This is a genomic window from Sinorhizobium garamanticum, from assembly GCF_029892065.1.
Taxonomy (GTDB): Bacteria; Pseudomonadota; Alphaproteobacteria; order Rhizobiales; family Rhizobiaceae; genus Sinorhizobium; species Sinorhizobium garamanticum.
Window position 1 is genome coordinate 3,969,187 of record NZ_CP120373.1, and the last position, 20,022, is coordinate 3,989,208.

The following is a 20,022-nucleotide window of genomic DNA, read 5'->3' on the forward strand; positions in this document are numbered from 1 at the left end:
TTCCCTTTTGGGTTTTTACCCTAATGGGCCTATCCGTTAGAGACCGGTGGAGACGTCGATGGACTGACCTTCGGCGAGCGTAACGATCGCCTTCTTCACGTCCTTCTGCTTCCCGGCAAAACCGCGGAAACGCTTCAGCTTACCCTTGCGGAGGAGCGTGTTCACGGCCGTGACCTTGACGCCGAACAGGGCTTCGACAGCAGCCTTGATCTCAGGCTTCGAAGCACCCTTGGCGACGTTGAAGACGACTTGGTTCTGTTCGGAAACCAGCGTCGACTTTTCGGTGATCGAGGGAGACACGATCACGTCATAGTGGCGAAGATCCGTCATTTGAACCGCTCCTCCAGAGCTTCTACGGCAGCCTTGGAAAGCACGAGCTTGCCGCGGCGCAGAATGTCGTAAACGTTGATGCCCTGAACCGGCAGAACGTCCACGTTCGGGATGTTCTGGGCTGCGAGCTTGAAGTTGCTCTCGATTTCGGCACCGCCGATGATCAGAGCGTTGGTGAGGCCGAGCGACGCGAATACGCCGGCGAGAGCCTTCGTCTTTGCTTCCTTGGCAACGAGATCGTCGATGACGATGATCTCTTCAGCCTTCAGCTTGGCCGACAGCGCATGGCGCAGACCGAGCGCGCGGACCTTCTTGGGAAGGTCGTGAGCGTGGCTGCGGACAACCGGGCCATGAGCCTTGCCACCGCCGCGGAACTGGGGAGCACGAGCGGAGTGGTGGCGGGCGCGGCCCGTACCCTTCTGCTTGTACATCTTGGCGCCGGTGCGCGAAACTTCAGCGCGGCCCTTGGCCTTGTGCGTGCCCTGCTGCTTCTTGGCGAGCTGCCAGCGAACGACGCGGGCGATGATGTCTTCACGGGGTTCGAGGCCGAAAATGGCGTCAGAAAGGGAAACCTTTCCCGCGTCCTTGCCCTCGAGGGTTTTGACGGTGAGATCCATTATTCGGCTCCCTTACTTCGATGCTTCGGCGCGCACGCCGGCAGGGCGCGGAGCGCCTTCCGGGGTGCCGGACTTAATGGCGTCGCGAACGACGATCCAGGCACCCTTGGAGCCGGGGACTGCACCCTTGACCAAGATCAGGCCACGGTCTTCGTCCGTCGATACGACTTCCAGGTTCTGGGTGGTAACGCGGGTCTGGCCCATGTGGCCGGCCATGCGCTTGCCCTTCCAAACACGGCCCGGATCCTGGTTGGAACCGGTAGAACCATGCGAGCGGTGCGATACGGAAACGCCGTGCGTGGCGCGCAGACCGCCGAAGTTGTGGCGCTTGATGGCGCCGGCGAAGCCCTTACCGATCGTCGTACCGGTGACGTCGACGAGCTGGCCTGCGACGAAGTGGCTGGCCGTCAGCTCGGAGCCGATATCGATCATGTTGTCCGCGGAAACGCGGAACTCGACGAGCTTCGCCTTCGGCTCGACGTTCGCAGCAGCAAAATGGCCGCGCATGGCCTTCGGCGTATTCTTGACCTTCGAACGACCTGCACCCAGCTGAACTGCGGTATAGCCGTTCTTGTCTTCCGTGCGGTGGGCCACTACCTGGCAGTTCTCCAGCCGCAATACTGTTACCGGGATATGCTCACCGGCGTCGTTGTAGACGCGGGTCATTCCCACCTTCTGTGCAATCACACCTGAACGCATCGGTTCACGCCTCTTGTTTAGGGTTCCCGTCCGGTGCCTCTTGCACCTTCCGGTTTCCTGTTCCTGGAAGCCGTTGGATAACTCCACGTACCTTCCTTGTTATTTCGGCTTGCGCCGGACCTTAGAGCTTGATCTCGACGTCGACGCCAGCGGCCAGATCGAGCTTCATCAGCGCATCAACCGTCTGAGGGGTCGGATCAACGATATCGAGAAGACGCTTGTGCGTGCGCATCTCAAACTGTTCGCGGCTCTTCTTGTCGACGTGCGGCGACCGGTTGACCGTGAATTTTTCAATCCGGGTCGGAAGCGGCACGGGCCCGCGCACACTCGCACCGGTGCGCTTGGCCGTCGACACGATTTCGCGCGTGGAGGCATCGAGGATCCGGTGATCAAACGCCTTGAGGCGGATGCGGATATTCTGGCCGTTCATTCGACTTGTCCTTGCTCGTGTTTCCCGTATGCCTCTTAAAGGCACACACTTAAACTTCTGAATTCGTTACGCTCTGCCGCTTCTTTCAAAAATCGCAGGGACATGGGAGACCATGTCCCTGCCGAAACGGCAAAGCCGTTTTCTTGTTACTCGACGATGGAGGCGACGATGCCGGCGCCGACGGTGCGGCCGCCTTCGCGGATTGCGAAGCGCAGCTTTTCTTCCATCGCGATCGGCACGATCAGTTCGACGTCAACCGTCACGTTGTCGCCCGGCATCACCATTTCCGTGCCTTCCGGCAGCGTCACGATGCCGGTCACGTCCGTCGTGCGGAAGTAGAACTGCGGGCGATAGTTGGTGAAGAACGGCGTATGACGGCCACCCTCTTCCTTCGTCAGGATGTAGGCTTCCGCCTTGAACTTCTTGTGCGGCTTGACCGAACCCGGCTTGCAGAGGATCTGGCCACGCTCGACGCCGTTGCGGTCGATACCGCGCAGCAGCGCACCGATGTTGTCGCCGGCCTGGCCCTGGTCGAGCAGCTTGCGGAACATTTCAACACCCGTGCAGGTCGTCTTCGTCGTCGGACGGATGCCGACGATCTCGACTTCCTCACCAACCTTGACGATGCCGCGCTCGACGCGACCGGTCACAACCGTACCGCGGCCGGAGATCGAGAACACGTCTTCGATCGGCATCAGGAACGGCTGGTCGATCGGGCGCTCCGGCGTCGGGATGTAGGCGTCAACCGCTGCCATCAGCTCGCGGATCGCGTCTTCGCCGATCTTCTTGTCGGAATCTTCAAGCGCGGCCAGCGCCGAGCCCTTGACGATCGGAATGTCGTCGCCCGGGAATTCGTAGGACGACAGCAGTTCGCGCACTTCGAGCTCGACGAGCTCGAGCAGCTCGGCGTCGTCAACCTGGTCGACCTTGTTCAGGAACACGACGATTGCCGGAACGCCGACCTGGCGGGCGAGCAGGATGTGCTCGCGGGTCTGCGGCATCGGGCCGTCGGCAGCCGAAACAACCAGGATCGCGCCGTCCATCTGCGCCGCGCCGGTGATCATGTTCTTGACGTAGTCGGCGTGGCCGGGGCAGTCGACGTGCGCATAGTGACGGTTCGGCGTCTCATATTCGACGTGCGCCGTCGAAATGGTGATACCACGGGCCTTTTCTTCCGGCGCAGCGTCGATCTGGTCATACGCCTTGAACTCGCCGAAGTACTTCGTGATCGCTGCCGTCAGCGACGTCTTGCCATGGTCAACGTGGCCAATCGTGCCAATGTTAACGTGCGGCTTGTTGCGCTCAAATTTGCTCTTTGCCATTTCCGGCTCTCCGTTTTCTGTCCCCTAGAGGGGAAATCTTTTCATTCTGTTTCAGCGCGAGGCTATTCCGGTCACTTCTGACCGGAATACTTCGCCTGGATTTCCTGCGCGACGTTCGACGGAACCGGCGCGTAGTGATCGAACAGCATCGTGTACTGAGCGCGGCCCTGCGACATCGAGCGCAGGTTGTCCACGTACTTGAACATGTTCGCGAGCGGCACGTGGGCATTGATCACCACGGCGACACCGCGCGATTCCTGACCCTGGATCTGGCCACGGCGAGAGTTCAGGTCACCAATCACGTCACCGACGTAATCTTCCGGCGTGACGACCTCGACCTTCATGATCGGCTCGAGGAGCTGAGCACCAGCCTTCTTTGCTGCTTCGCGGAAGCATGCGCGGGAAGCGATTTCGAACGCCAGGACCGACGAGTCGACGTCGTGGAACGCGCCGTCGATGAGCGTCGCCTTGACACCCAGCATCGGGAAGCCGGCGAGCGGACCCGAGGACAGAACGCTTTCGATGCCCTTCTGAACGCCCGGGATGTATTCCTTCGGAACAGCACCGCCGACGATCTTGGATTCGAACACGAAATCTTCGCCTTCCGGGTTCGGTTCGAAGACGATCTTGACGCGCGCGAACTGACCGGTACCACCGGACTGCTTCTTGTGCGTGTAGTCTTCTTCGTGCTGACGCGTGATGGTTTCACGGTAAGCAACCTGCGGAGCACCAACCGAAGCTTCGACCTTGAACTCGCGACGCATGCGGTCGACGATGATGTCGAGGTGAAGTTCGCCCATGCCGGCGATGATCGTCTGGCCGGATTCCTCGTCGGTCTTGACGCGGAAGGACGGATCTTCTGCAGCCAGGCGATTGAGCGCGAGGCCCATCTTTTCCTGGTCACCCTTGGTCTTCGGCTCGATCGCGATCTGGATGACCGGCTCGGGGAATTCCATACGCTCAAGGATAACCGGCTTCAGCGGATCGCAGAGCGTGTCGCCCGTGGTGGTTTCCTTGAGACCTGCGAGAGCAACGATGTCGCCAGCAAAGGCTTCTTCGATGTCCTCACGGGAGTTCGAGTGCATCTGCAGCATGCGGCCGACGCGCTCGCGCTTTTCCTTGACCGTGTTCATGACCGACGTGCCCTTTTCGAGCTTGCCGGAATAAATGCGCGCAAAGGTCAGCGAGCCGACGAAGGGGTCGTTCATGATCTTGAACGCCAGCATCGAAAGCGGCTCGTTGTCGTCAGCCTTACGGGTGATTTCGCCTTCGGTCTTGACGTCGATGCCCTTGATCGCCGGAATATCGACCGGGGACGGCAGGTAGTCGACGACAGCGTCGAGCAGAGGCTGAACGCCCTTGTTCTTGAAGGCGGTACCGCAGAACATCGGGTGGAACTTCACATCGATCGTGCCGCGACGAACCAGTTCACGGATCTTGTCGTTGTCCGGGTAGTTGCCTTCCAGATAGGCTTCCATTGCCGCTTCGTCGATCTCGACAACAGTCTCGATCAGCTTTTCGCGGTATTCTTCAGCCTTTTCCTTCATGTCGGCCGGAATTTCGACGACGTCCCACTGGGCGCCGAGCGACTCATCACGCCAGACGAGCGCATTCATCTCGATCAGGTCGACAACGCCCTTGAATTCGCTTTCAGCGCCGATCGGCAGCTGCATGACAACGGCCGTTGCGCCGAGACGGGTCTTGATCATCTCGACAGAGCGGTAGAAGTCCGCACCGGTCTTGTCCATCTTGTTGCAGAAGATCATGCGCGGAACATTATACTTCTCAGCCTGACGCCAGACGGTTTCGGTCTGCGGCTCAACACCGGCGTTGGCGTCGAGCAGCGCGATGGCGCCGTCGAGAACGCGCAGCGAACGCTCGACTTCAATGGTGAAGTCAACGTGGCCGGGGGTGTCGATGATGTTGAAGCGGCGCATCTTGCCGTCACGGCCCTTCCAGAAGGTCGTGGTGGCAGCAGACGTGATCGTGATGCCGCGTTCCTGCTCCTGCTCCATCCAGTCCATGGTCGCGGCGCCGTCGTGAACTTCGCCGATCTTGTGGGACTTGCCGGTGTAGTAAAGGATGCGCTCGGTCGTCGTCGTCTTGCCGGCGTCGATGTGCGCCATGATACCGAAATTTCGGTAATCTTCGATTTTATATTCGCGAGCCATGAGAGACTGCCTTTCAGGACCTGTTCCAGATTACCAACGGTAGTGCGAGAACGCACGGTTGGCATCAGCCATCTTGTGGGTGTCTTCGCGCTTCTTCACGGCGCTGCCACGGTTGTTCGCTGCATCCATGAGTTCGCCGCAGAGGCGATCGACCATGGTCGTTTCGTTGCGCTTGCGTGCGGCCGCGATCAGCCAGCGAATGGCGAGGGCCTGGCGACGCTCCGGACGGACATCGACCGGAACCTGATAGGTAGCACCACCGACGCGGCGCGAACGCACTTCAACGTGCGGAGCAATGTTGTCGAGCGCGGAATGGAACACGGCGATCGGTTCCTGCTTCAGCTTCGACTGCACCGCATCGAAAGCACCATAGACAATGCTTTCAGCAACGGACTTTTTGCCGTCAAACATGATTGCGTTCATGAACTTCGTGACAACCAGATCACCGAACTTCGGATCCGGGTTGATCTCACGCTTTTCTGCTCTGTGACGTCGGGACATACTTCTCGTCTCTCAACTTTTAAAAACTTGACCAGCGAAATGGCGCCGGTTGCGATGTTATTTCGGACGCTTCGCGCCGTACTTGGAGCGGCGCTGCTTGCGGTTCTTCACACCCTGCGTATCGAGAACGCCACGGATGATGTGGTAACGAACACCCGGAAGGTCCTTTACACGGCCGCCGCGGATCATGACCACGGAGTGCTCCTGCAGGTTGTGGCCTTCGCCCGGAATATAGCCGATGACTTCGAAGCCGTTCGTCAGGCGGATCTTCGCAACCTTACGCAGAGCCGAGTTCGGCTTCTTCGGGGTCGTCGTGTAGACGCGGGTGCAAACGCCGCGCTTCTGCGGGTTTTCCTGCAGAGCAGGAACCTTGTTGCGCTTTACCTGTGCCAGACGCGGCTTGCGGATCAGCTGGTTTACGGTAGGCATGTAACCATCCCTTACAAAATCTTGTCTCGTTACCCTTTCGGGCGGATCGTTGCCGTCGCCGGCGGTCTCGAACGCCTATGAAATGCGCAAAAGGAGGGCCGATCCGCCTTTTCGCAGATGGCCCCACCAAAAGCAGAGGACGCCCTATTTCGCGCGTCTTGCGTGCAGCATTTTGTCGTCAGCGTGCGTTTCGAACCTTGTTTGAGGCGAACTCCAGAACGCGTCGTTCCGAACCAGCCAGCCTCACATGGGCTCCGATGCGGCGGGGTGTACTGATTTCGGGGCCATCCGTCAAGGGCAATTAAGAAATATTCTGGCCTGCGCAGCCCTGTCATACCTGGAAAACAAGGCTTTGACAGCAACTCTGTCCGGCAGCGATCGCAACTTGGCGCCTTAACCCGGATATTGTCCCTCGCAATTAAGGAATCAGCAACTTCTTTCTGAGCGTTTTCCACGATCACGGGTCGGCGAAGCCGGTCGGCTGATTCTCACCTCTGTTTCCCATTTTTCTATTTCTTTCGCGCGCAGTCGACGCGCAGTCGAAAAGCACGCTAAGATCGCCGTTAAAACTCGAAAGGACATTCCATGCCCGTTACGCCGGACAACGACAACGTGCCAGACGAACCGCTGGTTTTCATCATTATTGGCAAGGCCTACGAAGCCGACGGCGACGACGAGGGTATCGACATCCACGTGATGCTCAGGGCGCCAGACGACGACACCGCTGTCCGCGAGGCGCTCAATGCGCTCGCCGAAGAGGGCTTTCTCCAGGCCGATCTCGACCAGATCGGAACCTTGACCGAGATTCCGGATGAGGAACCACACGCCTCTGCCTATCAGGGCGCACTCGAAGGTGAGGTGGCGATCATTCGTTTCGCATAACCGGGCCGCGCGATCGGCCAGAAAGATAAAGCCGCCCGGATCGCTCCGGGCGGCTTCTTTGTTTTTGAAAGAGCGGGCGCTCTTCGCGCCCTCCCCTTGCGGTCATTCGGCCGCGGCGTTCTCGTTCGCCATGTCGGCGAGCATCGGGGTCGCAGCATCCGCACCAGTGCCCTTGCGGCGCTCTTCGAGGATCATCTCGTCGCGCGCCGTGGCGATGCGTCGGATCTGCGTCATGGTGCCGCCGGTACCGGCCGGGATGAGGCGGCCGACGATGACGTTCTCCTTGAGCCCCTGCAGACCATCCATCTTGCCGGCAACCGCGGCTTCGGTCAGGACCTTGGTGGTTTCCTGGAACGAAGCGGCCGAGATGAAGGACGGCGTCTGCAGCGATGCCTTGGTGATGCCGAGCAGAACCGGATCGCCAAAAGCCGGCTTCTTGCCTTCCGCGAGCAGCGCGTCGTTGACATCCTCGAGTTCGATGCGGTCGACGTTGTCGCCGACGATGTAGGTCGAGTCACCGGCATCGGTGATTTCAACCTTCTGCAGCATCTGACGGACGATGACCTCGATGTGCTTGTCGTTGATGACAACGCCCTGCAGACGGTAGACTTCCTGGATCTCGTTCACGAGGTAGGAAGCCAGCGCTTCCACGCCCTTGATCGCCAGAATGTCGTGCGGCGCCGGGTTGCCATCGAGGATGTAATCGCCCTTCTCGATGTAGTCGCCATCCTGAAGATGGAAGGGCTTGCCCTTCGGGATCAGGTATTCGACCGGCTCGACACCGTCTTCCGCCGGCTCGATCAGCACGCGACGCTTGTTCTTGTAGTCGCGGCCGAAGCGGACCGTACCATCGATCTCTGCGATGATGGCGTGGTCCTTCGGACGACGAGCCTCGAAGAGTTCGGCAACGCGCGGCAGACCACCGGTGATGTCCTTGGTCTTGGCGCTTTCGAGCGGCGAACGGGCAAGCACGTCGCCCTGGCTGACCTTCTGACCCGGTTCGACCGAAAGGATCGCATCGACCGAGAGCATGAAGCGGGCTTCACCGCCGCGGGCAAGCTTGGCGATGGCGCCGTTCTTGTCCTTGATGACGATCGCCGGCTTGAGGTCGGTGCCGCGCGGCGTCGAACGCCAGTCGATAACCTGGCGCTTGGTGATGCCGGTCGATTCGTCGGTCGCTTCGAGCACGGAGATGCCGTCGACCACGTCCTCGAAGTGAACGGTACCTTCCACTTCCGTCATCATCGGACGGGTGTAGGGATCCCACTCGGCGAAACGCTGGCCGCGCTTCACCTTGTCGCCGTCGTCGACGAAGATCTTCGAACCGTAAGCCACGCGCTGCGAAGACCGTTCGACGCCACGTTCGTCCAGGATCTGGATCGCCATGTTGCGGCCCATGGCGACGAGGACGCCATCGGAGTTGCGCAGCATATTGCGGTTCTTGATCTGGACCGTACCTTCGTAGGACGCTTCCAGGAACGACTGGTCAACCACGGTCGCGGTGCCACCAAGGTGGAAGGTACGCATGGTAAGCTGCGTGCCCGGTTCACCGATCGACTGCGCCGCGATGACGCCGACTGCCTCGCCCATGTTGACGGGCGTACCGCGCGCCAGGTCGCGACCATAGCAGACGCCGCAGACGCCGGTCTGGATTTCGCAGGTCAGTGCCGAACGAATGCGGACGGACTGGATGCCGGCCTTTTCGATCTCTGCGACATCCGCTTCGAGAATCATCCTCCCCGCGTCGACGATGCGTTCGCCGGTGATGGGGTTGTCGATGTTGTCGAGCGCCGTACGACCGAGGATACGCTGGCCGATCGAGGCGACGACCTGGCCGGCATCGACGATCGCCGTCATGGTGAGGCCCTTGTCGGTGCCGCAATCCGTGTGCGTAACGATGCAGTCCTGCGCGACGTCTACAAGACGGCGGGTCAGGTAACCGGAGTTCGCAGTCTTCAAGGCGGTATCCGCCAGACCCTTACGGGCACCGTGCGTCGAGTTGAAGTACTCGTTCACGGTCAGGCCTTCCTTGAAGTTCGAAATGATCGGCGTTTCGATGATTTCGCCCGACGGCTTGGCCATGAGGCCGCGCATACCGCCCAGCTGGCGCATCTGGTTCGGCGAACCACGGGCGCCCGAGTGCGACATCATGTAGATGGAGTTCATCGGCTTCTGGCGACCGTTTTCGTCGAACTCGACCGCCTTGATGCGCGCCATCATTTCTTCGGCGACCTTTTCGGTCGCCTTGCCCCAGGCATCGACGACCTTGTTGTACTTCTCGCCCTGGGTGATGAGACCATCGTTATACTGCTGCTCGTATTCCTTCACGAGCGCTTCGGTATCGCCGACGATCTTCACCTTGGTATCCGGGATCACCATGTCGTCCTTGCCGAACGAAATGCCGGCGCGGCAGGCATGCGAGAAACCGAGCTGCATGATCCGGTCGCAGAAGATCACCGTGTCCTTCTGGCCGCAGTGGCGGTAGACCGTGTCGATCATCTTCGAGATGTTCTTCTTGGTCATCTCCTGGTTGCAGATATCGAACGGAATGTTCGGATTCTTCGGCAGGAGCTCGCCGATGATCATGCGGCCGGGCGTCGTTTCATAGATCTTCGAAACCGGCTTGCCCTCGGCATCGACGGTCTTGTAGCGGCCGCGAATCTTGGCATGCAGTGTCACAGCCTTGGTTTCCAGAGCATGGTGCAGTTCGCCCATGTCGGAGAAAGCCATGCCTTCGCCCGGCTCGTTCTGGTTCATGATCGACAGATAGTAGAGGCCGAGAACCATGTCCTGCGACGGAACGATGATCGGTGCACCGTTTGCCGGATGCAGGATGTTGTTCGTCGACATCATCAGGACGCGCGCTTCAAGCTGGGCTTCGAGCGACAGCGGCACGTGAACGGCCATCTGGTCGCCGTCGAAGTCGGCGTTGAAGGCGGTGCAGACGAGCGGATGCAACTGGATCGCCTTGCCTTCAACCAGGATCGGTTCGAAGGCCTGGATGCCCAGGCGGTGCAGCGTCGGCGCGCGGTTCAGGAGAACCGGATGCTCGCGGATGACCTCATCGAGGATATCCCAGACTTCCGGCTTTTCCTTTTCCACAAGCTTCTTGGCCTGCTTGACGGTCGAGGAGTAACCCTTGGCGTCGAGGCGGGCGTAGATGAACGGCTTGAAGAGTTCGAGCGCCATCTTCTTCGGCAGGCCGCACTGATGCAGCTTGAGTTCCGGACCGGTCACGATGACCGAACGGCCGGAATAGTCGACGCGCTTGCCGAGCAGGTTCTGACGGAACCGGCCCTGCTTGCCCTTCAGCATGTCAGAGAGCGACTTCAGCGGACGCTTGTTAGCGCCGGTGATGACGCGGCCGCGGCGGCCGTTGTCGAACAGCGCGTCCACGGATTCCTGCAGCATGCGCTTTTCGTTGCGGATGATGATGCCCGGCGCGCGCAGCTCGATCAGCCGCTTCAGACGGTTGTTACGGTTGATCACACGGCGATAGAGATCGTTCAGATCCGACGTCGCGAAACGGCCGCCGTCGAGCGGCACGAGCGGACGCAGATCCGGCGGAATCACCGGAACGACCTTCATGATCATCCATTCCGGACGATTGCCGGATTCCATGAAGTTCTCGACGATCTTCAGCCGCTTCATCAGCTTCTTCTGCTTCAGATCCGAGGTCGTCTCGGCCATTTCCGAGCGCAGATCGCCAGCGATCTTCTCGAGATTCATCGAAGCGAGCATCTCATAGATCGCCTCGGCGCCGATCATCGCGGTGAACTGGTCTTCGCCGAACTCGTCAACGGCGAGCATGTACTCTTCTTCGCTGAGGAGCTGGTTTTCCTTGAGCGAAGTCAGGCCCGGTTCGGTGACGATGTAGTTTTCGAAATACAGAACGCGCTCGATATCCTTCAGCGTCATGTCGAGCAGCGTGGCGATACGGCTCGGCAACGACTTCAGGAACCAGATATGAGCAACGGGCGCTGCGAGCTCGATGTGGCCCATGCGCTCGCGGCGAACGCGCGACAACGTGACTTCGACGCCGCACTTTTCGCAGATGATGCCTTTGTACTTCATGCGCTTGTACTTGCCGCACAAGCATTCGTAGTCCTTGATCGGACCGAAGATGCGGGCGCAGAACAGACCGTCGCGTTCCGGTTTGAAGGTACGATAGTTGATCGTCTCCGGTTTCTTGATCTCACCGTAAGACCAGGAAAGAATCTTCTCCGGCGAGGCGATCGAAATCCGGATGGAATCGAAAGTCTGTGCAGGCACCTGCGGATTGAAAAGATTCATGACCTCTTGGTTCATGCCTGTCTCCTTTGCGGGCATTAAGCCCTGAGCTTGGCGGGGTGCCGGCAAATCCCGGGCGCCGGCCCCTGCCCTATAAACAGCTAAAACCGCATCGGGTGCGGCCCTGTTCCTGCCGCGGACAATAAACTGCCCTGCGGCGGAAACGGTGCGTGCCTGCAGCGGCACGCACCTGATGTCGTCTTACTCTGCGGCGTCCGGCAGTTGCGCCGTGGCGCTGAGGTCGTCGACTTTCGAGTTTTCGAGTTCGACGCTGAGGCCCAGCGAGCGCATTTCCTTGACGAGAACGTTGAAGCTCTCCGGAATGCCCGCCTCGAACGTATCGTCGCCGCGGACGATTGCTTCGTAGACCTTGGTGCGGCCAGCGACGTCGTCCGACTTGACCGTCAGCATTTCCTGGAGCGTGTAGGCGGCGCCGTAAGCTTCCAGCGCCCAGACCTCCATTTCCCCGAAACGCTGACCGCCGAACTGCGCCTTGCCGCCCAGCGGCTGCTGGGTGACGAGCGAGTAAGGACCGATCGAACGGGCGTGGATCTTGTCGTCCACCAGGTGGTTGAGCTTCAGCATGTAGATGTAGCCCACGGTCACCTGACGGTCGAACGGTTCGCCGGTACGGCCGTCGAACAGCGTCGACTGGCCGGTTACCTTGAGACCTGCCTTGTTCAGCATCTCGTTCACGTCAGCCTCGACAGCACCGTCGAAGACCGGCGTTGCGATCGATACGCCGCGGCGGGTCTGCTCGGCAAGCCGAACCACCGACTCGTCGTCGTACTGCTTGATCGGCTCGCCCTTCGGACCGGATCCGATGACGTCATCGATGGTCGCGCGAAGCGGTGCGATGTCGCCGTTCTCGTGATACGCATCCAGCATCGCGCCGATCTTCTTGCCCATGCCGGCGCAAGCCCAGCCGAGATGGGTTTCGAGGATCTGGCCGACGTTCATGCGCGACGGCACGCCGAGCGGGTTCAACACCACGTCGACATGGGTACCGTCTTCCAGGAACGGCATGTCTTCGATCGGTACGATACGCGACACGACACCCTTGTTGCCGTGACGGCCGGCCATCTTGTCGCCCGGCTGGATCTTGCGCTTCACTGCGACGAAGACCTTGACCATCTTCATCACACCCGGGGGCATTTCGTCGCCGCGCTGGACCTTTTCGACCTTGTCCATGAAGCGCTGTTCAAGGCGCGACTTGGATTCGTCGTACTGGGCGCGAAGCGCTTCGATCTCGCCCTGAGCCTTTTCATCCTCCACGGCGAACATCCACCACTGCGAGCGAGGATATTCGCTGATAACGGCGTTCGAAAGCTCGGTGCCCTTCTTGAAGCCCTTCGGACCAGCTACGGCCACGTGACTGCGCAGCATGTCGACGAGACGTGCATAGACGTTGCGGTCAAGGATTGCCTGTTCGTCGTCGCGGTCCTTGGCGAGGCGTTCGATCTCCTCGCGCTCGATCGCCATCGCGCGTTCGTCCTTCTCCACGCCGTGGCGGTTGAAGACGCGCACTTCGACGACCGTGCCGAAGGTGCCTGGCGGCATGCGCATGGATGTATCACGCACATCCGAGGCCTTCTCACCGAAGATGGCGCGCAGAAGCTTTTCTTCCGGCGTCATCGGGCTTTCGCCCTTCGGCGTGATCTTGCCGACGAGGATATCGCCCGGCTGAACTTCGGCACCGATATAAACGATACCGGCTTCGTCGAGGTTCTTCAACGCTTCTTCCGAGACGTTCGGAATGTCGCGGGTGATTTCTTCCGGACCAAGCTTGGTGTCACGCGCCATCACTTCGAATTCTTCGATGTGGATGGACGTGAACACGTCGTCGCGCACGATCCGCTCGGAAAGCAGGATCGAGTCTTCGTAGTTGTAGCCGTTCCACGGCATGAACGCGACGAGCGCGTTGCGGCCGAGCGCCAGATCGCCGAGGTCGGTCGAAGGACCGTCCGCTATGATATCGCCCTTGTTCAGAACGTCACCAACGGTGACCAGCGGGCGCTGGTTGACGCAGGTGTTCTGGTTCGAACGCTGGAACTTCTGCAGGCGATAGATATCGACGCCGGACTTCGACGGATCGAGGTCTTCGGTGGCGCGGATAACGATACGCGTCGCATCGACCTGGTCGACGACACCGCCGCGGCGGGCAGCGATCGCAGCGCCGGAGTCGCGAGCAACGACCGGCTCCATGCCGGTGCCGACGAACGGCGCTTCGGCGCGCAGCAGCGGCACGGCCTGGCGCTGCATGTTCGAGCCCATCAGCGCGCGGTTGGCGTCGTCGTTCTCAAGGAACGGAATGAGCGCCGCGGCAACGGACACGAGCTGCTTTGGCGAGACGTCCATCAGGTTGATGTTGTCGCGCGGCGCCAGCATAACTTCGCCGGAGTGACGGCAAACGACGAATTCTTCCGCAAAGGAGCCATCGTCGTTCAGCACCGAGTTCGCCTGGGCGACGTGGTACTTCGCTTCTTCCATCGCCGACAGATAGACGACGTCGTTCGTCACCTTGCCGTCGACGATCTTGCGGTACGGGCTCTCGATGAAGCCGTACTTGTTGACGCGGGCGAAGGTTGCGAGCGAGTTGATCAGACCGATGTTCGGGCCTTCCGGCGTTTCGATCGGGCAGATGCGGCCGTAATGGGTCGGGTGAACGTCGCGCACTTCGAAGCCCGCACGTTCGCGGGTAAGACCACCCGGGCCAAGAGCCGAAAGACGACGCTTGTGGGTGATTTCCGAAAGCGGGTTCACCTGGTCCATGAACTGCGACAGCTGCGACGAGCCGAAGAACTCGCGAACGGCGGCAGCCGCCGGCTTCGCGTTGATCAGATCCTGCGGCATGACCGTGTCGATCTCGATCGAGGACATGCGTTCCTTGATCGCGCGCTCCATGCGCAAGAGACCGAGACGATACTGGTTCTCCATGAGCTCGCCGACCGAGCGAACGCGGCGGTTGCCGAGGTTGTCGATATCGTCGATCTCGCCCTTGCCGTCACGCAGCTCGACGAGCATCCTGACGACAGCAAGGATGTCTTCCTTGCGGAGCGTGCGAACGGTATCCGGAACATCGAGGTCGAGACGCATGTTCATCTTCACGCGGCCGACAGCCGAAAGATCGTAGCGTTCGGCGTCGAAGAACAGCGTGTTGAACATGGCTTCGGCAGAATCCATGGTCGGCGGTTCGCCGGGACGCATGACGCGATAGATGTCGAACAGCGCATCCTGGCGGTTTTCGTTCTTGTCGGCGGCAAGCGTGTTGCGGATATAGGCACCGACATTGATGTGGTCGATGTCGAGAACCGGGATCTCGTCGAAGCCAGCCGAAAGAATGACGGGAAGCGTCTTCTCGTCGATCTCGTCGCCGGCTTCCAGATAGATCTCACCCGTTCCGTAGTTGACCACGTCTTCGGCAAGGTAATTGCCGTAGAGATCGTCATTGGTGGCCTTAAGCGCCTTCAGGCCCTTGTCCTGCAACTGGCGCAGCAGGCGCGGCGTGAGCTTCTTGCCGGCTTCAACGACGACTTCGCCGGTATCGGCGTCGATCATTTCGGTGATCGCCTTCTGGCCCTTCAGCGCATCCGGCTGGAACGGCACGCGCCAGCCTTCGCCGTCGCGCTGGTAAAGCGACTTCGTGTAGAAGGTGTCGAGGATCTCTTCGCCGTCCATGCCAAGCGCCATCAACAGCGACGTCACCGGAATCTTGCGGCGACGGTCGATGCGGGCATGCACGATGTCCTTGGCGTCGAATTCGATGTCGAGCCACGAGCCGCGATACGGAATGACGCGCGCTGCGAACAACAGCTTGCCGGACGAATGGCTCTTGCCCTTGTCGTGATCGAAGAACACGCCGGGCGAGCGATGCATCTGCGAGACGATGACGCGCTCGGTGCCGTTGACGATGAAGGTACCGTTGTCCGTCATGAGCGGCATGTCGCCCATGTAGACGTTCTGTTCCTTGATGTCCTTGATCGACTTTGCGCCCGTGTCCTCGTCAATATCGAACACGATCAGGCGAAGCGTCACCTTCAGCGGCGCCGCATAGGTCAGGTCGCGCTGGCGGCATTCTTCGACGTCGAACTTCGGAGGCTCGAATTCGTAGGAGACGAATTCGAGCATGGAAGCGCCCGAGAAATCCTTGATCGGAAATACCGACTTGAAAACTGCCTGAAGTCCCTCATCCGGGCGGCCGCCCTTGGGCTCTTCAACCATCAGAAATTGGTCGTAGGACGCCTTCTGAACCTCGATGAGGTTCGGCATCTCTGCGACTTCTGGAATTTTACCAAAAAACTTGCGTACGCGCCTGCGACCGTTAAACGAAAGGGTCTGAGCCATCGTCGCTCCTTGTCAATCTTGCATCCGGGCCTGCAACGGACGGGAACCGATGGCCAGTCGATCCCGTCGATCAATGAGTAGTTCAATCTCGTCAAGCTTTCGAAAGACGCCAGCACGGATTGCTGTGCTGTCTCGCGATCGTGACCATCCTCTTGAAGAACCCATTACCCAAAAGCCGTTTTCGACAGGCTTTTGGGTAATATGTTCCAAAAACGGTCAAAGAGAGGCGGCCAAACGGCCACCCCTCCTTTGCATTTCGTCGAATTACTTGACGTCAACCTTGGCGCCAGCGTCTTCGAGCTTCTTCTTGAGGTCAGCCGCTTCAGCCTTGGAAACAGCTTCCTTGACAGCCTTCGGAGCGCCTTCGACGAGGTCCTTGGCTTCCTTGAGGCCGAGGCCGGTGATGGCGCGGACTTCCTTGATGACGTTGATCTTGTTGGCGCCGGCATCCGTCAGGATGACGTCGAACTCGGTCTTTTCTTCTTCAGCCGGAGCAGCGGCACCAGCAGCGCCACCAGCGGCAGCAACAGCTACCGGAGCAGCGGCAGAAACGCCCCACTTTTCTTCGAGAAGCTTCGAAAGTTCTGCAGCTTCCAGAACGGTCAGCGAGGAGAGGTCTTCAACGATCTTTGCGAGATCAGCCATTTTACTTTTCCTTTTGTTCGGTTCGAACTGGTTCTAAATACAACAGCGAAATTCCGCCTCAGGCGGCTTCGTCCTTCTTGGCATAGGCCGAGAACACGCGAGCAAGCTGGCTTGCCGGTGCTGCGACAACCGTCGCGACGCGGGTTGCCGGGGCATTGAGAAGGCCCAGCAGCTTCGCGCGCAGCTCATCGAGCGAAGGCAGAGTCGCAAGCGACTTGACTGCTTCGGCGTTGAGCGTGGTTGTCCCCATGGCGCCGCCGAGCACAACGAGCTTGTCGTTGGTCTTGGCGAAATCCACGACGACCTTCGGAGCCGTTACGGGGTCAGTGCTGTAAGCGATCAGCGTCTGTCCCCTGAAGAGATCGGTCATCCCTTCAGACTCCGTGCCCTGAAGAGCGATCTTGGCCAGGCGGTTTTTCGCGACTTTGACGGTGCCGCCAGCAGCGCGCATCTTCGAACGGAAGTCGTTCATCTGCGCAACTGTGACACCAGCATAGTGGGCCACGACAACCGAACCGGAAGCCTTGAAGACTTCGTTCAGCTCCGTGACGAATTCGCGTTTTTCCGCTCTTTCCACTGTCTGTCTCCAGTTGACAGGGTTGCTTCAAGCAGCCCTGCCGGGTTTGCCTTTGTCACCCGGGATCATGCTCGATCCCAAGCAACGCTTAAGGATCCTGTCCCTTGGCGTTCCCGGGAGAGCCGGGTCTGACACAAGGCAAGCGAGGTTCGAACCGAATTTCGACGCCAGAAGCGCTGTTCAAAATTCAGATCTTACCCGTCTCATGCGGGCAATGGTGATTAAGGTAAAACCACCCGCAATCTCGGACAGGAGTTCCGGACCGGGGTCCGGATATTTCCGGCCCCGAAAGGCCGGAAATTCGGTTTCGGGCCGAAGCCCGGAATTATCAGGCGACGCTGAGGGTCGCGGGATCGATCTTCAGGCCCGGCCCCATGGTCGAGGAGATCGCTACGCGCTTGACGTAGTTACCCTTGGCACCAGCCGGCTTCGCCTTGATCACGGCATCGGCGAAGGCGCGGATGTTCTCTTCCAGCGCCTTGGCGTCGAAGGAAGCCTTGCCAACGCCAGCATGGACGATACCGGCCTTTTCGACGCGGAACTCGACCGCACCACCCTTGGAGGCCTTTACGGCAGCAGTGACATCCATGGTGACCGTGCCGACCTTCGGATTCGGCATCATGCCGCGCGGGCCGAGCACCTTACCGAGACGGCCGACGAGCGGCATCATGTCCGGGGTGGCAATGCAGCGATCGAAGTCGATCTTGCCGCCCTGGACGATCTCGACCAGGTCTTCGGCGCCGACGACATCAGCACCGGCAGCCTTGGCTTCGTCAGCCTTCGCGCCGCGCGCGAAAACGGCGACGCGAACCGAGCGGCCAGTGCCGTTCGGCAGGTTGACTACGCCGCGGACCATCTGGTCGGCGTGGCGCGGATCAACGCCTAGGTTCATGGCGACTTCGATGGTTTCATCGAACTTTGCCGTCGCACGCTCCTTGACCAGCGTTACGGCTTCAACGAGGCCGTAGATCTTCGCCGGATCGATGCCCTCGCGGGACTTCTGTACACGCTTTGCAATCTTCGCCATGGTCTTAGCCCGTCACTTCCAGGCCCATGGAGCGGGCAGAGCCCTCGACCATTGCCATTGCGCCTTCAACATCGGCCGCATTGAGGTCCTTCATCTTGGCCTCTGCGATCGTGCGGATCTGAGCCTTGGAGATCGAGCCGGCCTTGGCCTTGCCCGGGGTCTTCGAGCCCGACTGGATCTTTGCTTCACGCTTCAGGAAGTAGCTGACCGGCGGCTGCTTCATGACGAAGGTGAAGGACTTGTCCTGGTAATAGGTGATGACGACCGGAATCGGCATACCCTTTTCCATTTCCTGCGTGGCGGCATTGAACGCCTTGCAGAATTCCATGATGTTAATGCCACGCTGACCAAGCGCAGGACCGATCGGCGGCGACGGATTCGCCGAGCCGGCCTTCACCTGCAGCTTGAGCTGGCCTGCAACTTTCTTAGCCATATCTCTCTGCCTCTGAATGCCCCTTCGCGATCAAGCCGGAAGAGGAACTGTTGAGCCGGTCACCCGGCTGTTTGCCGGCCCTTCGACCGACGGCTGCGGTTGCGTGGTGCGGATAAACCGACCCGGCTAAGACCGGATACCTCCCACGCGCATGCGGATCACTCCGCCGGAGCAAGCCAATCGACCGCTCCATCCTTTTAAAGCCTGTGTTTTTCAGACCTTTTCGACCTGGCCATATTCCAGCTCGACAGGGGTCGCACGACCAAAGATCGAAACCTCGACCTTCAAACGCGACCGCTCTTCATCAACATCCTGAACGATGCCGTTGAAGGATGCGAACGGACCATCCGATACCCGGACCTGTTCGCCAATCTCGAAGGAAACCGACGGCTTCGGACGGTCGACACCTTCCTGGACCTGACCAAGAATCCGCTCGGCCTCGTAATCGGGAATCGGAACGGGCTTGCTGTCAGTCCCGAGGAAGCCCGTGACCTTCGGCGTATTCTTGATGAGGTGATAAGCCTCATCGGTCAGATTGGCGCGAACAAGCACGTAGCCCGGAAAGAACTTGCGCTCCGCGTCGACCTTGCGGCCGCGGCGGATCTCGACGACTTTTTCCGTCGGGACGAGAATCTTCTCGAAAAGGTGATCCAGACCCTTCTGCTTGGCCTTCTCCTCGATCGACTCGGCGACCTTCTTTTCGAAATTCGAATAGGCGTGAACGATATACCAGCGCGCAGCCATGCTACTCTCCACCCAATCAAGCGCCAACGTTGAGGACGAGGCTCATCAGCCAGCCCATCAACTGGTCCGCACCAAAGAAAAAGGCGGCGGCAAAAGAGACCATGACAAAGACCATCAGCGTCGAGATCATCGTCTCGCGCCGTGAAGGCCAAGTCACTTTTGACGTTTCAGAGCGAACCTGCTGCAGAAACGTGAACGGATTCGTTTTGGATGCCATAAAATGCTCACGCCATTACGGCGCGTAAAGCCGATGATTCAGCCCCACGCACCGCGTGTCTGTTTGGACCCTACATAAAGACCGATTCCGAAAACCACAAGAGCCAATCAGTCTTTTTGTGAATATAAAAGGCGGCCACGCCGCCCTACCTTTTTTCATTCTGGCCGAATTCAGACGATGAGGCAAGAATGACGAAACTGGCAGGGGCAGAGGGGCTCGAACCCCCGACCTGCGGTTTTGGAGACCGCCGCTCTACCAACTGAGCTATACCCCTAGACCGAAACGCCGACCGGCCAAACGGCCCGCACGCGTCTCAGGTCAGCGGCTTCATATTCAGTTTGCCGGACGCTTTCAAGCGCATTTG

At 59.7% G+C, this 20,022-nt stretch carries 17 protein-coding genes and 1 tRNA gene; 1 reads left to right on the plus strand and 17 read right to left on the minus strand.

What is annotated here, in order from left to right:
• Window positions 1-36: 36 nt before the first annotated feature.
• The 8 genes from PZN02_RS18800 to rpsL form a co-directional block, all read right to left on the minus strand.
• Window positions 37-330: a 50S ribosomal protein L23 gene (locus PZN02_RS18800; RefSeq protein ID WP_066875657.1), complete on the minus strand. Its 294-nt coding sequence runs from the start codon at window positions 328-330 to the stop codon at window positions 37-39.
• Window positions 327-947 (minus strand): 50S ribosomal protein L4, encoded by a 621-nt coding sequence (gene rplD / locus PZN02_RS18805; RefSeq protein WP_136504351.1) that lies wholly within the window; start codon window positions 945-947, stop codon window positions 327-329. The genes PZN02_RS18800 and rplD overlap by 4 nt, the downstream gene beginning before the upstream one ends.
• 12 nt (window positions 948-959) lie before the next feature.
• Window positions 960-1,646: a 50S ribosomal protein L3 gene (gene rplC, locus PZN02_RS18810; protein ID WP_280659422.1), complete on the minus strand. Its 687-nt coding sequence runs from the start codon at window positions 1,644-1,646 to the stop codon at window positions 960-962.
• Window positions 1,647-1,767: 121 nt separating this feature from the next.
• Window positions 1,768-2,076 (minus strand): 30S ribosomal protein S10, encoded by a 309-nt coding sequence (gene rpsJ, locus PZN02_RS18815; protein ID WP_003507767.1) that lies wholly within the window; start codon window positions 2,074-2,076, stop codon window positions 1,768-1,770.
• A gap of 146 nt (window positions 2,077-2,222) precedes the next feature.
• The gene (gene tuf / locus PZN02_RS18820; protein WP_280659423.1) at window positions 2,223-3,398 is read right to left on the minus strand and encodes an elongation factor Tu; all 1,176 of its coding nucleotides are present in this window, start codon (window positions 3,396-3,398) and stop codon (window positions 2,223-2,225) included.
• A 71-nt stretch (window positions 3,399-3,469) separates the two neighbouring features.
• Window positions 3,470-5,569, minus strand: a complete 2,100-nt coding sequence (gene fusA / locus PZN02_RS18825; RefSeq protein ID WP_280659424.1) for an elongation factor G — start codon at window positions 5,567-5,569, stop codon at window positions 3,470-3,472.
• 30 nt (window positions 5,570-5,599) lie between these two features.
• Window positions 5,600-6,070 carry a 30S ribosomal protein S7 gene (rpsG, locus tag PZN02_RS18830; protein WP_280659425.1) on the minus strand — a complete coding sequence of 157 codons (471 nt, stop codon included), beginning with the start codon at window positions 6,068-6,070 and terminating at the stop codon, window positions 5,600-5,602.
• Window positions 6,071-6,127: 57 nt separating this feature from the next.
• Window positions 6,128-6,499 carry a 30S ribosomal protein S12 gene (gene rpsL, locus PZN02_RS18835; protein WP_153439691.1) on the minus strand — a complete coding sequence of 124 codons (372 nt, stop codon included), beginning with the start codon at window positions 6,497-6,499 and terminating at the stop codon, window positions 6,128-6,130.
• Between the two features lie 585 nt (window positions 6,500-7,084).
• On the opposite strand from rpsL, the gene PZN02_RS18840 reads away from it, so the two are divergent.
• Window positions 7,085-7,381, plus strand: coding sequence for a transcriptional regulator (locus tag PZN02_RS18840; RefSeq protein ID WP_280659426.1), 297 nt, complete (start codon window positions 7,085-7,087; stop codon window positions 7,379-7,381).
• Window positions 7,382-7,483: 102 nt separating this feature from the next.
• On the opposite strand, the gene rpoC is transcribed toward PZN02_RS18840, so the two are convergent.
• The 9 genes from rpoC to PZN02_RS18885 form a co-directional block, all read right to left on the minus strand.
• Entirely contained in the window at window positions 7,484-11,689 is a 4,206-nt protein-coding gene (gene rpoC / locus PZN02_RS18845; protein WP_280659427.1) for a DNA-directed RNA polymerase subunit beta', read from the minus strand.
• A 183-nt stretch (window positions 11,690-11,872) separates the two neighbouring features.
• Window positions 11,873-16,015, minus strand: coding sequence for a DNA-directed RNA polymerase subunit beta (gene rpoB, locus PZN02_RS18850; protein WP_280659428.1), 4,143 nt, complete (start codon window positions 16,013-16,015; stop codon window positions 11,873-11,875).
• Window positions 16,016-16,279: 264 nt separating this feature from the next.
• A complete protein-coding gene (gene rplL, locus PZN02_RS18855; RefSeq protein WP_014328058.1) occupies window positions 16,280-16,660 on the minus strand; it encodes a 50S ribosomal protein L7/L12 in 381 nt (126 codons plus the stop codon).
• A 58-nt stretch (window positions 16,661-16,718) separates the two neighbouring features.
• Window positions 16,719-17,237 carry a 50S ribosomal protein L10 gene (gene rplJ / locus PZN02_RS18860; protein WP_280659429.1) on the minus strand — a complete coding sequence of 173 codons (519 nt, stop codon included), beginning with the start codon at window positions 17,235-17,237 and terminating at the stop codon, window positions 16,719-16,721.
• Between the two features lie 328 nt (window positions 17,238-17,565).
• A complete protein-coding gene (rplA, locus tag PZN02_RS18865) occupies window positions 17,566-18,264 on the minus strand; it encodes a 50S ribosomal protein L1 (protein ID WP_280659430.1) in 699 nt (232 codons plus the stop codon).
• Between the two features lie 4 nt (window positions 18,265-18,268).
• Window positions 18,269-18,697: a 50S ribosomal protein L11 gene (rplK, locus tag PZN02_RS18870; RefSeq protein WP_136504341.1), complete on the minus strand. Its 429-nt coding sequence runs from the start codon at window positions 18,695-18,697 to the stop codon at window positions 18,269-18,271.
• A 213-nt stretch (window positions 18,698-18,910) separates the two neighbouring features.
• Window positions 18,911-19,441, minus strand: a complete 531-nt coding sequence (gene nusG, locus PZN02_RS18875) for a transcription termination/antitermination protein NusG (RefSeq protein WP_280659431.1) — start codon at window positions 19,439-19,441, stop codon at window positions 18,911-18,913.
• A 16-nt stretch (window positions 19,442-19,457) separates the two neighbouring features.
• Complete coding sequence (secE, locus tag PZN02_RS18880; RefSeq protein WP_136504339.1) at window positions 19,458-19,658, minus strand: preprotein translocase subunit SecE; 201 nt, start codon at window positions 19,656-19,658, stop codon at window positions 19,458-19,460.
• A gap of 198 nt (window positions 19,659-19,856) precedes the next feature.
• Window positions 19,857-19,932, minus strand: a tRNA-Trp gene (locus PZN02_RS18885).
• Window positions 19,933-20,022 lie beyond the last annotated feature (90 nt).

Excerpts from the sequence above, each read along its gene's own strand:
- PZN02_RS18800 (WP_066875657.1), bottom strand. The coding sequence starts at position 330 with ATGACGGATCTTCGCCACTATGACGTGATCGTGTCTCCCTCGATCACC.
- rplD (WP_136504351.1), bottom strand. The coding sequence starts at position 947 with ATGGATCTCACCGTCAAAACCCTCGAGGGCAAGGACGCGGGAAAGGTT.
- rplC (WP_280659422.1), bottom strand. The coding sequence starts at position 1,646 with ATGCGTTCAGGTGTGATTGCACAGAAGGTGGGAATGACCCGCGTCTAC.
- rpsJ (WP_003507767.1), bottom strand. The coding sequence starts at position 2,076 with ATGAACGGCCAGAATATCCGCATCCGCCTCAAGGCGTTTGATCACCGG.
- tuf (WP_280659423.1), bottom strand. The coding sequence starts at position 3,398 with ATGGCAAAGAGCAAATTTGAGCGCAACAAGCCGCACGTTAACATTGGC.
- fusA (WP_280659424.1), bottom strand. The coding sequence starts at position 5,569 with ATGGCTCGCGAATATAAAATCGAAGATTACCGAAATTTCGGTATCATG.
- rpsG (WP_280659425.1), bottom strand. The coding sequence starts at position 6,070 with ATGTCCCGACGTCACAGAGCAGAAAAGCGTGAGATCAACCCGGATCCG.
- rpsL (WP_153439691.1), bottom strand. The coding sequence starts at position 6,499 with ATGCCTACCGTAAACCAGCTGATCCGCAAGCCGCGTCTGGCACAGGTA.
- PZN02_RS18840 (WP_280659426.1), top strand. The coding sequence starts at position 7,085 with ATGCCCGTTACGCCGGACAACGACAACGTGCCAGACGAACCGCTGGTT.
- rpoC (WP_280659427.1), bottom strand. The coding sequence starts at position 11,689 with ATGAACCAAGAGGTCATGAATCTTTTCAATCCGCAGGTGCCTGCACAG.
- rpoB (WP_280659428.1), bottom strand. The coding sequence starts at position 16,015 with ATGGCTCAGACCCTTTCGTTTAACGGTCGCAGGCGCGTACGCAAGTTT.
- rplL (WP_014328058.1), bottom strand. The coding sequence starts at position 16,660 with ATGGCTGATCTCGCAAAGATCGTTGAAGACCTCTCCTCGCTGACCGTT.
- rplA (WP_280659430.1), bottom strand. The coding sequence starts at position 18,264 with ATGGCGAAGATTGCAAAGCGTGTACAGAAGTCCCGCGAGGGCATCGAT.
- rplK (WP_136504341.1), bottom strand. The coding sequence starts at position 18,697 with ATGGCTAAGAAAGTTGCAGGCCAGCTCAAGCTGCAGGTGAAGGCCGGC.
- nusG (WP_280659431.1), bottom strand. The coding sequence starts at position 19,441 with ATGGCTGCGCGCTGGTATATCGTTCACGCCTATTCGAATTTCGAAAAG.
- secE (WP_136504339.1), bottom strand. The coding sequence starts at position 19,658 with ATGGCATCCAAAACGAATCCGTTCACGTTTCTGCAGCAGGTTCGCTCT.